General features: G+C 55.6%; 10 protein-coding genes. 5 read left to right on the plus strand and 5 right to left on the minus strand.

Translation table 11 applies throughout. The features are described 5' to 3' along the window. Positions 1–657 precede the first annotated feature (657 nt). The 5 genes from N655_RS0101325 to N655_RS0101345 all read left to right on the plus strand — a co-directional run bounded on the left by N655_RS0101325 (position 658) and on the right by N655_RS0101345 (position 10,390). Positions 658–5,634 carry an Ig-like domain repeat protein gene (locus tag N655_RS0101325; protein ID WP_162173465.1) on the plus strand — a complete coding sequence of 1,659 codons (4,977 nt, stop codon included), beginning with the start codon at positions 658–660 and terminating at the stop codon, positions 5,632–5,634. Between the two features lie 20 nt (positions 5,635–5,654). Further along, positions 5,655–7,289 carry an Ig-like domain repeat protein gene (locus N655_RS0101330; protein ID WP_026441545.1) on the plus strand — a complete coding sequence of 545 codons (1,635 nt, stop codon included), beginning with the start codon at positions 5,655–5,657 and terminating at the stop codon, positions 7,287–7,289. A gap of 89 nt (positions 7,290–7,378) precedes the next feature. Further along, positions 7,379–8,242, plus strand: a complete 864-nt coding sequence (locus N655_RS0101335; RefSeq protein WP_026441546.1) for an Ig-like domain-containing protein — start codon at positions 7,379–7,381, stop codon at positions 8,240–8,242. 69 nt (positions 8,243–8,311) lie between these two features. Beyond that, positions 8,312–8,857: a hypothetical protein gene (locus tag N655_RS0101340; RefSeq protein ID WP_162173467.1), complete on the plus strand. Its 546-nt coding sequence runs from the start codon at positions 8,312–8,314 to the stop codon at positions 8,855–8,857. A gap of 18 nt (positions 8,858–8,875) precedes the next feature. Then, entirely contained in the window at positions 8,876–10,390 is a 1,515-nt protein-coding gene (locus N655_RS0101345; RefSeq protein ID WP_026441548.1) for a M48 family metalloprotease, read from the plus strand. On the opposite strand, the gene N655_RS0101350 is transcribed toward N655_RS0101345, so the two are convergent. The 5 genes from N655_RS0101350 to N655_RS0101375 form a co-directional block, all read right to left on the minus strand. Further along, positions 10,384–10,863 (minus strand): ImmA/IrrE family metallo-endopeptidase, encoded by a 480-nt coding sequence (locus tag N655_RS0101350; protein WP_026441549.1) that lies wholly within the window; start codon positions 10,861–10,863, stop codon positions 10,384–10,386. The two genes, N655_RS0101345 and N655_RS0101350, sit on opposite strands and share 7 nt — an antisense overlap. A gap of 127 nt (positions 10,864–10,990) precedes the next feature. Beyond that, positions 10,991–11,239 carry a hypothetical protein gene (locus N655_RS0101355; protein ID WP_026441550.1) on the minus strand — a complete coding sequence of 83 codons (249 nt, stop codon included), beginning with the start codon at positions 11,237–11,239 and terminating at the stop codon, positions 10,991–10,993. A 41-nt stretch (positions 11,240–11,280) separates the two neighbouring features. After that, positions 11,281–11,754 carry a hypothetical protein gene (locus N655_RS0101360; protein WP_026441551.1) on the minus strand — a complete coding sequence of 158 codons (474 nt, stop codon included), beginning with the start codon at positions 11,752–11,754 and terminating at the stop codon, positions 11,281–11,283. Positions 11,755–11,832: 78 nt separating this feature from the next. After that, the gene (locus N655_RS20430) at positions 11,833–12,561 is read right to left on the minus strand and encodes a hypothetical protein (RefSeq protein ID WP_155987458.1); all 729 of its coding nucleotides are present in this window, start codon (positions 12,559–12,561) and stop codon (positions 11,833–11,835) included. Positions 12,562–12,764: 203 nt separating this feature from the next. Next, complete coding sequence (locus N655_RS0101375; protein WP_026441554.1) at positions 12,765–15,665, minus strand: vitamin B12-dependent ribonucleotide reductase; 2,901 nt, start codon at positions 15,663–15,665, stop codon at positions 12,765–12,767. Between the last annotated feature and the right edge of the window lie 15 nt (positions 15,666–15,680).

A 15,680-nucleotide genomic window follows, 5' to 3' on the forward strand; every position in this document is an offset into this window, starting at 1 on the left:
GATGTCATAGCGAGTCTGCCACGGGTACGGATGACTGATGGATACAAGTCCCTTCTCTGCCAAACGGTCCAGGAGTCGGTCCTGATCACCAGTGATGGGAAAGCTATGTACCCCATAAGTGCCGACACACAGAGGCTGTTTACTTAGCGCATAGTTGATAGCATCCCGAAAGTTGGACTCCGTGGGGCTTGTCTTCGAAGAACAGGCTATCGGTAGAAGTGCTAGAAAGAGGGTCGCAGCCCAAGGCGTTTTTATATGCGACATGCAAGTACTCCTATTGTGTGATTAACAACGATGTTGTTTTCCTGCCCGGCCCTGGCAAGGATCAGAAATTTTTTCCTAGTGTCTATCGGCCAAAGCACATAGATGCTCTATCGTGCACCCATGTGCTACAAAGTGCGCCATATCGGCCTCATGCAGAGGTGGTTGCTGGCGGCATGGTTGATTTTGTCGGCCCTAGGCAGCATTGCCCAAACTCGTACCATGCCGAACATCAGTGCGACCCGGGCACCTTGGCAACTTACTGAAGCGGTCGGTAATTGGCAGATAGCAAACGAGTTACAGCTATCATCCGGGCAAGATCCAGTTCATGTCCATCCCGCCAAGTTTCGCCCAGTGTCCTGGAGCGACTTGGTGGTTGTCTCCGCCAGCAAAGCTATGATGTACAGCGCCAAGCGCGGGGCGGCGTATGTGTTGACAGGAACCGTAACTTCCGATCCGGTCTCCGATGCTGTCCCTGGCCGCTTTCTGGTGGGGAAAGCCACGCCAGCCGACAGTATCGTTGCCTTACGCTTTGCCGCAGACGGCGGAGTATTGCCATACATTTACCTGAACAATTTGCAGGGTGGCTTCCTGTCGGGTGCCCCGCTTGCTTTTCCCGATGGGGAATTGTCTTCAAGTGCTTTGTTAGTGTCCGGAGATCTCGATGGAGACGGCAGCGACGATATCGGGATCGTAGATCCCTCGCGAGAAACCTTTTGGTTTGGCCGCGGTGATGGAAGCGGAGCTTTCCAGTTCTCGAAACTTACGGGCTTGCCTGCTGGGATTAGCTCCGCCGCCTTCTCCCGTATCAATGACACCGGGGTCGTCGTGCTGCGCACTCCCGATGGTTTGGCTGTGGTGGGCGGTTTCGGCAGCCACTTGTTTGTGCAAGGGTTGCAGGCGCAGCCTGGGGCTCAATTCTTCGATGATCTGTTTGGCCGTGGGCACGCCATCTTGGGACTGGCAGATTCCGATGGTCTGAAGGTTATGGATGCGAGCACAACGCAAAGCGCGATCCTCACGGCGAGCACCTGCTCCATTGAGAATGCCCTCCCAGCAAGTGTGGCCACATCAGGGCGGTCTCTGGCCAAAGATCTGCTGGTGGTGAGCGATTGTGGACAGACGCGGACTGTACGTCTGCTGGTCAACCCAGCGGACGTAATTGTTGGTACCGTTCTGGGAGATTACGGAAAGCTATCTGACAATGGGGTCTCGATCGGTGTCGTTGTGCATTCGGTCGCTGGGACACAAGCTCCGAGTGGAGACGTAGTGCTTGGCTATGAGGGTAAAGTCTTCCAACGGAAGTCGCTGGAAGACGGCAAGGCTGTATTTCACATCCAGCTCCAAGCTGGAGTGAACCATTTGGCGGTGTATTACAGTGGCGATCAGCAGTATGCACCGTACCGGGCCAAGTTTACAGTCCGTCTTCCGTCGCCATCTCCGAACCGTCCCCCAAGCCAGCCGCTGGCGCAACCTGGAGAGCAGCTTTCCTTAAGAAAGCAATGGGATGGTTTGGTGTTCGATCAGCGCTCAGAGGAGCGAGTGCGTTTCCTTGCTACGGCCAATCATTTGTCTGGAAGCTTCTGGTTGGCAAATGGTCCGTCCTCAGAGAACTGCATCCAGGATCAATTCGATGGAATTCAACTGACGAACTGCACCGCTTCAGCACCAGCGTACACAGCCACCGTGTACAGCAATACCAAAGCGTATATCACATTCCAAGACAACTCATACGACTGCGGCGGCGAGACCGGTATTTGTAATACCGGGTATTCCACCTATTCCAGCTCAGTAACGGACAACGGTGTGGCCCTGGATTCTCTAACGCCCACCCAAGCAACCGAGCAAGGCTGGTGCAATGATCCGTATGGGGATGGGACCTGCGCGGGCGGGTCAGGCATCGAAGAGACCCAAGAGCAATATCAGACGGCCTGGGGTCCGAATCTGACGGTGGGCAGCCATAATCTTGTGGTCCGGTGGAGCAATGGGGACAGCTATAGCTTCACTGAGAATGTGCTGCCTGCAATCTCCTGGAGCACACCGGCCCCCATACCGGTTGGTACGCCACTCTCTAGCACACAATTAAGTGCCACGTTTCACGAGAGTGGGTCTTGTTCGTACAACTATCCCAACGGATATGTATTTGCATCCCCTGGCACCTATACGCTGACAGTCACCTGTAATCCTTCTGACACGACCGACTATGCTCAGGCAACTGCGTCCGTGTCTCTGGTAGTGCAAGGCAAGGCTACTCCGACTTTGAGAGTGAGCTGCTCTCCAACCACAATTACGTATGGCTTGCAGACAACGACATGCTCGTCAAGTTTGACGGGCGGATCTTCTCCGACCGGCAGCGAATCTTGGACCATCAATGGTACGACATGGACATCTACCGGGATCAATGGTAGTGTTAGCGGACTGTCCGGCAAGAGTCCTGGCACTTACACGATCACTGCCACGTACAGCGGCGACGCAAACAATAACTCTGTAAGCGCATCGCAGACTGTGACCATCCAGAAAGCTCCTTCCTCGATCTCCGCAGTCTGTTCGCCAAATCCTGTGACATTTGGCAACAGTTACACCTGCACAGCCACAGTCACTGCGGGTGCAACGGGGACGGTGACCTGGCCGAGCGTTTTTGGTGGCCAGACCACGACTCTATCAGGCGGAACTACTTCTACCTCGTTACAGCCGGCCACAGCCAATGCGGGTACGTATACGGGGACCGTGGTGTACAACGGCGATGGTGTATACGGATCATCTTCGACATCGATCACTCTGGTCGTCAGCAAGGCAACGCCCAGCATCAGTCTGTCTGCCACACCGAATCCTTCCACATACGGTGCTGGGGTCACGCTCACAGCCACAGTCACTGCGGGTGCAACGGGGACGGTGACCTTCCTTGACGGGACCACGCCCCTGGGAACGGGCACGATATCGAATGCTGTGGCTATGATCTCCGTCGCTGGGTTGAGCCCAGGCACGCACACGATCACTGCCACCTACAGCGGGGACGCAAACAATAACTCTGTAAGCGCATCGCAGACTGTGACCGTGAACGCTGCTGTAGCGTTAGCGTGCTCCCCAGGGACCACGACCATTGGCACAAAGATCTCCTGTACTGCAACCGTCCCGGCCGCAGACGGAACGGTGTATTTCTTCTGGCCAAGCACTCTGACTGGTGAATGGTGGAACGGCACGAGCACGTCATGGTATCCCGGCAATGGAGGCCGCCTTGCAAGCCCACCGGTAGCGATCACGCACGATGCCACGTTGAATTACAACGTAGCCCCGAGCCAGTCTGGAATGCCAAATAGCTGGCCGAACGCGCTGGCCGCGCCGAGCGGGGTGAATCAGACCTACGTATATGCGCGCTGGACTGGCAGCTTTGTATCGCCAGTCTCTGGCACCTACACAATCGGGGTAAATTCCGATGACGGGGCAAATGTGTTTGTCAACGGGACCCAGCTCGTGGCGAACCTTGCTGGGGTGCAGGGAGCAGCGTCGAACTTAACGTATATGCAATCTGGCACCATCGCTTTGACTGCGGGTGCCGTGAACACGATCGTCGTGGAATATCAGCAAGGAGTAGGCCCTGGTGGCATACAGCTCCTATGGACCATTCCCGGCTCGACCACTCCCACACTGCTTGGCTGGGGAGCGATTCCCGTCAACACGAGCCAGCAGGCGTCCATTTCTGGAGAACTTCTTACGGCAGGCAGCTCTACGGTCACAGCGGTATGGTCTGGAGACTCGAATTATTCTAGTGCCAGCGCCACAGCTACCATCACGGCAACTGCAGGTTCCTCCGACACAATCGCGTCCAGTACGAACCCATCGACAGTGGGCCAAAGTGTCACATTTTCCGGTCTAGTGCATACCGGGGGGCCTGCACCCACGTCCTCCGTGGTCTTCGCGGACAACGGCACAAATCTGTCGAGCCAAGGGGTATCGGCGCTATCCACCTTCAATATGGTTCCCGATTCGAATTTTTATGGGGCGTCCTACTGGTCCAGGCCCGGTGCGATGTCTATCGCTCAGATTTCGATTGGTTCGGGCACAAGTGGTGCATTCGCATACTCCGGTACCGGATCTTCTGTGAGTGGCATCTGGAGCCAGTCCATGACTATGGCGGTGACGGCCGGGCAAACCTACACATTGTCTGGCTACATTGATGCGTCACAAGTGACCGCTGGCTGTCCACAGTGGGAGGTAACGGACCCTTCGCGGACAACGGTATACGGCTCCATATGTCCTATGGCGGGCTCCAAGGGAAGGTTCAGTGTGACCTTCACGGTTCCGAATGGGGTAACCAGTGCAGTGGTGCTTGCTGGCGCTACGAACATGACGGTGTCCGCCGGCGGAATGGTGTACTGGGCTCAGCCGCAGCTTGAAAGCGCTGCAGCCGCCGGTCCATACATTTTGACCGATGCGGTACCGCGAGCGGGCTATGGTGGCCAAGCAAGTTACAGTACATCCACACTGGCGCCAGGCACACACCCCATCACGATGGCCTATCAAGGAGACCCGCTAGTGTCGTCCAGCACCTCTCTCAGTCTCCAGCAGGTGGTCCAGAAAGCTCCTTCCTCGATCTCCGCAGTCTGTTCGCCAAATCCTGTGACATTTGGCAACAGTTACACCTGCACAGCCACAGTCACTGCGGGTGCAACGGGGACGGTGACCTGGCCGAGCGTTTTTGGTGGCCAGACCACGACTCTATCAGGCGGAACTACTTCTACCTCGTTACAGCCGGCCACAGCCAATGCGGGTACGTATACGGGGACCGTGGTGTACAACGGCGATGGTGTATACGGATCATCTTCGACATCGATCACTCTGGTCGTCAGCAAGGCAACGCCCAGCATCAGTCTGTCTGCCACACCGAATCCTTCCACATACGGTGCTGGGGTCACGCTCACAGCCACAGTCACTGCGGGTGCAACGGGGACGGTGACCTTCCTTGACGGGACCACGCCCCTGGGAACGGGCACGATATCGAATGCTGTGGCTATGATCTCCGTCGCTGGGTTGAGCCCAGGCACGCACACGATCACTGCCACCTACAGCGGGGACGCAAACAATAATGGAGTGACCAGCACTACCTTAACTCAGGTGGTGAACAAGGCACCGGTGACGGTGACAGGGAAATCCACCCCAAATCCCTCTACCTACGGGGACACAATTACGCTGACATTTCAATTTTCCGGGGCAGGTGCCGTGCCTACTGGCACAGCGACCATATCGGTTGATGGCACTGCGCTCGCGACCGTGCCCTTGGACACGTCGGGCAACGCGCACTACACAACATCTTCGCTGACAGCGGGTAGCCACACCATCGTGGCTACCTACAACGGAAACTCAAACTATTTTTAACGCTCTTGGGAAGGCATCTTATGAAGGTTCTCTCACGCACCCTAGCTGTGCTTGTACTGGCGGGGGCGCAATCTCTGCTAGCGCAATCGTCCGGTAGCATCACGCAGACCGTGAACAAGCGCAATACACTCGGCTCACTGAGCGCAGTACAGAGTCTGCCCAGTGACAATGTTCCTCTTACGCCAAACATGCCAGTGGGAACGGAGCTGGTCTTTACCTATCAATTGTTTGCAGGGGGTGCACCAGCACCGACGACCGAACCATTGACGGTGTATGACACGCAGAACGGGACACCCGTACAGCTGATACCGGTCAATCCGCAACTCACCACAGTACCTGGGTCCAATCTGCTGCCGTATTCGCAAGTTGATCTCTCGAACGGATGGGCAATTGCCGGCACGTCTTCCAACGTCAACGTAGTAGTCGGCAATGCAGGCGGCCCGGATGGAAGTACGCCGACAGAGTTCAGCAATATGGCGCCAAGCGCTTTGGCCAGCACTATAACCTTTCAGGACAATGTATCGGGTGTGCAATATGTTGTGTCAGGGGTGTCCGCTCCATCGTATGCCGGGCAAACAATGACCTATTCCGTGTGGGGGTATTCCTCTGCCGGCACCACAATTACGCTGTCTCTTGCAGATGGGTCAGGCGCTGCGGAGGGATCTGCGTCATGCGCTCTTCCGGCTGGTACCTGGACCCGCTGCTCGGTCACAGCGACCTTTGCCACTTCCGCAGCTACGGGCTTCACTGCGGCCATCAAAGGCACTGCTGGCTCCAGCGTTGTGCTCTGGGGCAACCAAGTGGAACAGGCCAGCGTGCCGGGACCATATGTGGCGACAGTAGGGATCGCTCGGCTCAACGTTGCGACGGAACAATACTCATTTGCATACGATGACTTTGATGCGGGCGCACATAGCGTCACGGTGCGATACGGTGGCGACGCCAACTTGGTAGCGTCCACCTCGAATGCTGTGGCATTTACCTTTGGCAAAGGCACTGCGACAGCTTCCGTCGCTGATGCTCCAGCAGGCACGAGTGTATATGGCCAAGCCGTGACTTTGACGGCATCTGTGACAGCCCCGCAAATCGCACCTACGGGGACAGTGACATTCCTTGACGGGACTACGACCCTGGGTACCGCCGCACTGGGCACTTCCTGCACGAGCTCAGTAAATGGCACCGCGACCCAGTACACGTGCACGGCCACACTAACACTGGATGGGACAGGTGGGACGAAACTCCTTGCTCAGGGGTCTCACTCTATCACGGTGGCTTATCAGGGTGATAGTAACTTCGAGTCTGTAACATCGTCGGCCATCACGCATACCGTGACAGCAGCTGCGGCCAGTAGTGCTCTGAACACCAGCGTAACTAGTTCGCTCAATCCCTCGACTTATGGCGATGCAGTCGTCATCACAGCGAAGGTAACAGTGAACTCGTCCTTCACTACATCGCCGCTGCCATTGTCCGGAACAATCACCATTACAGATGGGTCGACCACTTTGGGTACGATTAACTGCGCATCGCAGTCGTCGTCCACCTGTGTTGGGTCTGTGACGATTCCGGGTACCAATGGTACCTATACGGACACGCTGTTTAATGCGGGATCTCACACGATCACTGCCACCTACAGCGGTGATCCCAACTACCAATAACCCTTTCGGCCGCCGGCCCCCCGCAAGGGCGGCGGCCAGCATTTAGAGGTGATTCGGTGAAACCGAAGCTCAAAAATCTGGTATCTGTAATGGCGCTTCTTCTCGCCAACAGTTACCGTCTTTTTGCCGACCGCAGTGCAACGTACGTGCAAGTGGTCAACAAAGCATCGACGGCGATTGCAGTGGCCGTCGCAGACAGCCCGATTGCTCCAGGCCAACAAGGCCATTTCACGGCGTCGGTGCTTCCGATCGTGCCATCAGCGCCTACGGGATCGATCGCCTTTCAGGCCATCGGTGTGCATACAGGAACCATGCTATCCAGTGGCCCGGTCACGGTATCACTCGCCGGCACTGCTCTCTGGGCGCCCGTGTTTTCGATCGCCGATGATTACACGATCACTGCCACCTACAGCGGTGATCCCAACTATGCGTCATCGTCATCTTCTTCAATTGAAACAGTGGCGTGGCCAGGGAGTCCTGATTTCTCGCTGCAACTTCCGTCGGATATCAAAGTGCTCGCCGGACAATCTGTGAGCACTTCGATCGGGCTCACACCCAAAAATGGATTCCACGGCACAGTAGATATCTCCTGCACCGGCGCACCAGATCAAAGTTCCTGTAACGTGAGCGGGCCCATCGTCGTAACTCAGAATGAAGCGGCAAAGACAGCGACACTCTCGATTACAACGGCAGCCAGCATGGTGACAATGACAGGCACGCTGTTTTTTGCGGGTTTGCTGGCTGGAGGATGCCGAAGAATGTCCATAAGATGGCTCGGCGCTCTTTGTGCCATTGGGATGATAGCATCCATCTCTGGATGTGCGGTTAGCACTCGTTATCTCCAATCCAACGGTACGCCACCGGGAAAATATCCCTTAACAATCACAGCACAGTGCGGATCGATTACCCACACCGGCACTGTATATCTGACGGTCGCCGCGAACGGCAAGTGAGGATACATGAGTTGTATGAATCTGCGAAGAGCAGTGTTGCGATCAGTACCAGTACTGGGGTGGACTATCTTGCCTTTGGTGTTATTGGCTGCCGAGATGAGCCACGCTCAAGCAGCGAGGGAGATGGTATATGACTGGGAGCCAGGACAGCTAACGGCGGTGTATCAATGGACAACGGACGATTATTCCCTCCGCGTGCCAGAGAGGAGCCCCGAGCGTATTCGGCTCAATGGCGCTGCCATCGAGTATGCGTGGCGCGGTTTTTACCCATGGGAGTTTCTGACCTCAGTTGGGTATTCCCAAGGCGGTCCTCTTTCTCAGCACCTGGTCACGGTCCAAGCAGGTCCGGGATATTGCCGTGGTTTTAAAAACATAGTTCCGTTCGCGCACCTGTTGCTGGGCGTTGCCCGCACAAGCTCGTCTGGGAACATGTACTTGTATGCATCAGCGAAGAGCGGTGTTGCGATCAGTACCAGCACTGGGGTGGACTATACACTTTCACCCCGCGTCGGGGTGCGTTTGATGCAACTTCAGTATCACTATCTTCCGTTCGGGGAGAAGGGATCTGTGTACTGGTCTTTCGGTGCCGGAATCAGTTATCGCTTACAGCGTTAGGAAGGAGCGAATGCAAACATGAGATTCCCTGCCATGGTCATTGTGGGACTAGCTGTCACCCTGTCTGCAGTTGCCCAGGGAGCTGAACCTGTCATTCAAGTGATGGCAGCCAATGAAAAGCTTACGCTGTCTGTTCTTGAAAAATATGCTCCGATGGTGGAGACCTATCTTCAGATTGTATCCAAGTCCTCTGCTGCACCTATAGAAGACTATTACTATCTGCACAGGATAAATGTGGGTTCTGCCATCTCAGAGACCCAATACGATCCTGCCAGTCAACACATCCTGCCAGCCAGTGCTTTTCTGCTTCTGGTTCGCCACGCACCGGTGAAATTTCGCCCGTCGAGTTTTGTCTGTATGCTCTCACCAGACATCCACGGTCTGAATCCAGAAAAATATCGATTTGTCTATAGTCATAAGGAGTTTTTAGGCGAACTGCGGACGGTAGTGTACGATGTGCAGCCAAAACAACCAGGCTACTTTCGCGGAAGGATCTGGATCACAGAAGACGGACACCTTGTCCGTTTTATGGGCACATTTTCTACTGACGATGGTCCCAGACCGCCTTATGCACATTTCGATTCCTGGCGGGTATATGTACCTGCCGTGGGTTGGGTGCCAGCTACCACCTATATAGAAGAGCCTTTGCCAGAGGGTACCCTGCATGGACAAATTCGGATATGGGGCTACGACATGAGTCGCCACGCAGCCAACTCTTCCGTTAGTATGCAGATCAATAATGCCATCGATCATACAGGTGCGGATGTCTCTCCAGGCCAAGCACTCGACCAATGGCGAGAACTGGCGACACAAAATGTTTTGGAACGGTTGGAGACAGCAGGACTATTGGCCCCTCCCAGCGAGATCGACGCGATTTTGGATCAAATAATTACAAATCTGCAGGTTTCCTCCGGAGTCGCATGGAAGGAGCCAATACATTGCCGAATACTTCTCACTGCGCCAATCACTGCCACCTCAATTGGCAACACGATTCTGGTAAGTCGTGGTCTATTGGAGACCGTACCTGACGAGGGGGCTCTAGCGGCGGTACTCGCCAACGAGTTGGCGCAAATAGCGCAAGGAAAGCCAATGGATACCAGGTGGTCGTTCGCGGATCGGCTGATGTTCTCGGATCGTGTGATTTTCAGAAAACTATCATTCGCACATTCTCCCCGCGAGGCCGCCAGCTCGGCAGCGTTGGCTGCTGAACTGATGGATAAGAGTATCTATCACGGGACCTTTGCGCCAAGCGTGTATTACGAGCAGATGCGCCACCGGGCGAAGGGGCTGAAGAGCTTATTCCATCCACCCATCGGAGATTCCGTGCTTTCTACAAGCGGCGTGCAGCAGGCTGTGCCGAGGGAGGTGCAGCAGCGAGTCACTGCACGTCCGCTTGGTTCGAATATAGTCGTGGATACATGGAGCGGAGAAGTCCGCCTGCGCGTCACACGTGTGGAGATGGACTATCCATTTGCCGTGATGCCTATATTTGAGTGGCTTCGTCCAGTGTCGAACATGGCTCAGAATCAATAATTGCTTGGGCCTTTACTCTGAACGATTGGATTGCGGAAGTTCTCAACCCATTTTCGCGCAGTCAGATCGACGATCTGTTCGTTCCTGCTGTGCAGCATGATATGCGCGAGTTCGTGCGCTACAATAAATTCCGGCGAAACACCTGTGTCGGGATGGATAAGTTTGCGGCCACGAAAAAGCGTGATGCGCCTATCGATTTCCGTCTCACCGTAGTGGGTCAGCCCATCTACGAGCCCCATTTTTTGCATCACTGCGTCCCAGGAATTGTCATCACAAACGATGACGAAGTGCCAGCCTGATTTTGGGTGGGGGTAGATGGCCGCCAAGTGTGCAAATAGCTGTGCCGCCTGCTGGCATTCCTGGGGGACAGGTTCACCCGGCTTCAGAAAGAGAGAACTGGCGCTGATCTCGTTCTGCGCCACGGCGGAGAGGGAACACATGAACAGCAAAAGTGCAGTGCTGGATCGCAACATAGACAGACCTTTCTGAGAAGGGACAAAGAGTTTGCGAGGACTCGCTACTCTGGCCTATCGGCACTAAGAGGTTTGCAAATAGAAGAAGGCCGGATCAGAACAGATCCGGCCAATGAGAGATTCGCTATTATGCTGTCCGTTTCCGACGCTTTTGCTCCCAGTCGTCGGGCTCGCTATGTTTGATCCGCCAGCCGCGCCGATACAGGGCACACCCACTCAGTCCGAAGGGTGCCCAGTCCCGCACATAAAGCGGAACGCAATCGAAGCGAAATCCCTGATAGAGATATCGGCGGAACTTGGGATAGTCTAGCACCAGTCTTGCTTCCCCACGTTCGCGGGCTTCTTCCAGCTGTTCAATGTTGACGACGGTTGCCATAGAGACCTCCTTTCTTGAGAAGAGACACAGCGATGAGTTCGCTAGGGGCGGGGAGGCATGGGCCTCACGGGTGTGCTGCGGCGTGGTTGTTGGGGCCGGTCAGTAGGCTCAAGCCCGATTGCTTTCATGACCCTGGTGACGAAAAGGTCCTGCTTGGTGGCCCACTGCCAATAACTGTCCTGTGTTTCGCCGGCAGCAATAGACCGCATCCAATCGGCTCGGGTGAAAAGCGGGTGTTCGCCATCGAGCCCAAAGCGGAGGATGGATTGGGTCACTGCTTCTGAGTGCGAGGCATTGCGCAGTGCCGATCGGTACCTGTATTCGCGGCTATCGAAGTTGGCGAAGGCCAGCAGCAGCGTGACAAGCAACGCGATCACGATGGTAGTTACATAGTGGAGAGGGACGCGCAAGGCCAGACTCTCCACTAAGAGCAGGACATTACTGATCGCGATGGCAAACATCGCGAGATTGTAATCTGGATACTCGTATCGCTTTAGTCTGGAATTGGCATCCATCCAATGATTCCTTCCCAGTCGTCTCTCAGCACATAGCGGTCTGAGCAAAAGTCGTAGATGCGGGGATTTCCATCCGCATCAATCTTTGCCACGAACACGTGATTGGAGACGGTTTTGATCAAGATTCGTTGATTGGTCCCGAGGGGGGCCTCCGAAATGGGCAAGAAGAGGCTTGTTTTCTGCATTGGTATCCTCGCTCGTGCATCCAGAACGGTGCTTTGCACGAAGTCTTAGATCTCCTATGTCCACTGCGATATTTGCCTGTTCCCAGGCAATCGGCCCGCACTGTGCGATGGCCGTGTTAAGCTCGCCGAGCGCCTGTTGCACTCCAGCGGGCAATTCATAATCGGGTCCAGCCACACCGAGTGTGAGGTCTTGAGCGTCCACTGGTTGCAAGTAAATTGGCTGGCAGAGGCAGAGCCGGATATGTTCATCATCCGGGTGCTCATTGATGTAGTCGAATACAGCATCCCCGAAGAAGTAGCGTCGAGTATCGTAAACGACAAGGGGAGAAGAGCCGTCCCACTTTACGACGGGAAACTTAGTAAAGGCGTCGGCCCGAATGGCGAGATGGGCGTTGCCGCGTCGACGTGCATGTTCTTCGAATTCGAACAAGACTACAGAGATCAGCGCGGGCAGGGACGCGACAATGACCCCGAGCCGTGACCCGGTGATTACGGCCAAAACCAAAAGAGTAAGAAAGAAAAAGGCGCGCTGCCGCCAGGTGTACGCAGCACGACTCAGAAGATAACCCATGGCCATAATCAGAAGTCCATAGGAATTCCAAACCAAGTGCGACACTGTCATCTCTGCTGTCTCTGTACTAGGGTGTGTATCGGAAAGACCTGTAGGGCTCTTCACTCTTGCCGCGCGAAGAGAAAAAGAGCGGAGGTCCGAGGAACGGACCTCCGGGAGAGTAGTCATGTTCAGACGACACACATGTACTGTGTGTATCGATGGCGCCGCCAAGTTGGCGCATCGATCCTGTTGCCGGCAATGCTCATGACCGGTCATGAGCATCCACCGTTGGACGTGCCGCAGGAGGTGCAAGACCAGCACCTTCCTGTGGGACGCATGGCCCCACCGCAGGACGAGCACAAGGGAGCATCAGCAAGGCCCGGTTCCTCCCGTCGAGTGGCCTTGGCCATGTCTGTGAGCGATTGCTCCTGTTCTACCGGCACGGGGGGAACATAGGAGGGAACAATCATCCCGGCTCCAGTTTCGGCAGCCAGGGGGGCGTGATTGTTGAAGAGGGCAAGTTGCTTACCTTCGCCGAACCTGGACTGTAACCAACGCCCCAGGTAATCAGGGATGGATTTGGCAAACCCGAACTCCTCCGTGCCGGTCCAGCCGGAAGGCTCAAAGCTGGTGTTCACCATTTTGCTGGTGAGGGCTTTGAGCGGCACGCCGTGCTGCAACGCCAAGGAGAAGGCTGTGGCCCACATGTCCATCAATCCGGAGATCATGGATCCCTCCTTTGCCATGCGAATGAATAGCTCGCCTGGCTGTCCGTCGGGATACAGACCGACCGTGATGTAACCTTCATAGTTGCCGATTTTGAACTTATGCACGACTGCTGCGCGCTCATTTGGCAACCGGTGCCGATTGGCTAAAGGCGGCCCATTCAGCAACTCCTTTGATGGAGGTGCTTGTTCAACCTTCTTTTCCTCCTCTTTCCTCTCCTCTTTACTGGTAGACAGGACCTGCGTACCCTTGGAGCCATCGCGATAAATTGCGACGGCCTTGAGGCCCTGTTTCCAGGCATAGACATATGCCTTCTCAATGTCCTCAACGGTTGCCGAGTTCGGCAAATTGACGGTTTTTGAGATTGCACCTGAGAGGAACGGCTGGACAGCAGCCATCATGTCGATGTGTCCCTTCCATGAAATGGAACGGGTGCCATTGGCAGGAGGGAAAGCACTATCGAAGATGGGCAAGTGCTCATGGCGCAGTCCGGGAGCATTTTCAATCGTGCTCGTGGACTCGATATGAGTGCAGATAGCGGTCACTTGCTCGGCGGTATATCCGAGCGCGTGGAGCGCCTGTGGCACGGACTGATTGATTAGGGTCATGAAGCCGCCGCCTACCAGCTTCTTGTAGACGACCAGCCCAATCATGGGCTCGATACCCGTGGTATCACAGTCCATCATGAAGCCGATGGTCCCGGTCGGCGCCAGAACTGTGACCTGGGCATTCCGGAAGCCTGCCCAGGAGAGTGCCGGGTTCGTCACCGCAGACCATACAGCCTCGGCGCGCCGCGTCAGCTGAGTATCGTGCTTTGCCCGCAGTTCTTGGGCAGCCTTAAGATGCATCGCGATCACTTCGCGGAACGGCTCTTCGTTTTCCGCGAATCCGGGGAATGCGCCGGTCGTGGCAAGTTTGCCGTGCGGACCGGCCGGATCGATCGGCGGCAGACTCGCAGCCAGTTCTGCCGAGGTCTTGTATGCTTCGCCGCCCATGATCGCGGTCACAGCAGCTGCCACACTTCTTCCTTCTTCTGAGTCGTAGGGCAGGCCCATCCGGAGCAACAGAGTACCCAGATTGGCGTACCCAAGACCAAGCGGACGAAAGTCGTGGGAATTACGGGCGATCTTTTCAGTGGGATATCCTGACAGGTCGACCAGGATATCTTGGGCAATGATCGCAATTCTGACGGCCGCTGCGAAGCGAACGGTGTCGAAAGATCCATCGCTCTGGAGGAACTTGACCAGATTCAGACTGCCCAGGTTGCAGGCACTGTCATCCAGGAACATGTATTCCGAGCATGGATTGGATGCGTTGATGCGTCCCGAGTTCTTCGAGGTGTGCCATTTGTTGATGGTGGTATCGAATTGGATGCCCGGGTCACCACAACGCCATGTCTCCTCTGCGATACGACGCAGAAGAGCACGGGCCTTCACGGTTTTGGTGACCGAACCGTCCCTCCGGGCGCGAAGTTCCCAGTCGAGATCATGTTCCACCGCGCGCATGAATTCATCCGTCACGCGGACCGAATGGTTCGCATTCTGAAAGAAGATAGAAGAATATGCCTCGCTGTCCGGTCCAGAGCCGTCATAGCCTTCTCGCATTAAGGCAAATGCCTTGGCTTCTTCCTTGCCCTTGGCTGCGATAAAGGCTTCGATGTCCGGATGGTCGGCATTGAGGATCACCATCTTTGCGGCCCTGCGTGTTTTCCCGCCAGACTTGATGACTCCGGCGAAGGCATCGAATCCGCGCATGAAGCTCAGCGGGCCAGAGGCGGTGCCTCCTCCGGAGAGTGGCTCACCCTCGGCCCGGATCTGCGAAAGGTTAGACCCGCTCCCGGACCCATATTTGAAGAGTAAGCCTTCGGTCTTGGCGAGTTCTAAAATGTCCTCCATCGTATCGCCGACTGAGTTGATGAAGCAGGCGGAGCACTGTGGATTGCGATAGCCAGTGCCTTCGCGTACGACCTGACGGCCAGCTGTGTCCCAATGCCAGTTCGGAGTACGATTTTCCGGATCTCGCCGGTGGACGCCGACGTTAAACCATACGGGTGAGTTAAAAGCAAAGATTTGATGCACCAGCAGGTGCATGAGCTCTTCCTCGAAGGTCCCGGCATCCTGGTGCGACTGAAAATACCCGTTCTGGATCCCATGCAGCGTGATGGTCTCCGCCACGCGAGAGATGAGTTCGCGAACACTATGCTCCCGCGTCTTTCCCGAGCCATGGAAGTATTTGCTTGCCACAATGGTAGCGGCAGTATCCGACCAGAACTCAGGGACTTCCACGCCTTTTTGCTCGAAAACCGTGCGGCCCTTGGAGTCGGTGAGGACCGTATCTAGTGTCCTCCATTGAATTTCATCGAAGGGATGGCGCCCTTCGACCGTAAAGGTGCGTCCGACATGGACGCCGCTTCTCGTGATTGTTTCCATATGCACCTCAGCGCGCATGGATCCTCCAAAGGA

The organism is Pseudacidobacterium ailaaui, assembly GCF_000688455.1.
Lineage (GTDB): Bacteria > Acidobacteriota > Terriglobia > Terriglobales > Acidobacteriaceae > Pseudacidobacterium > Pseudacidobacterium ailaaui.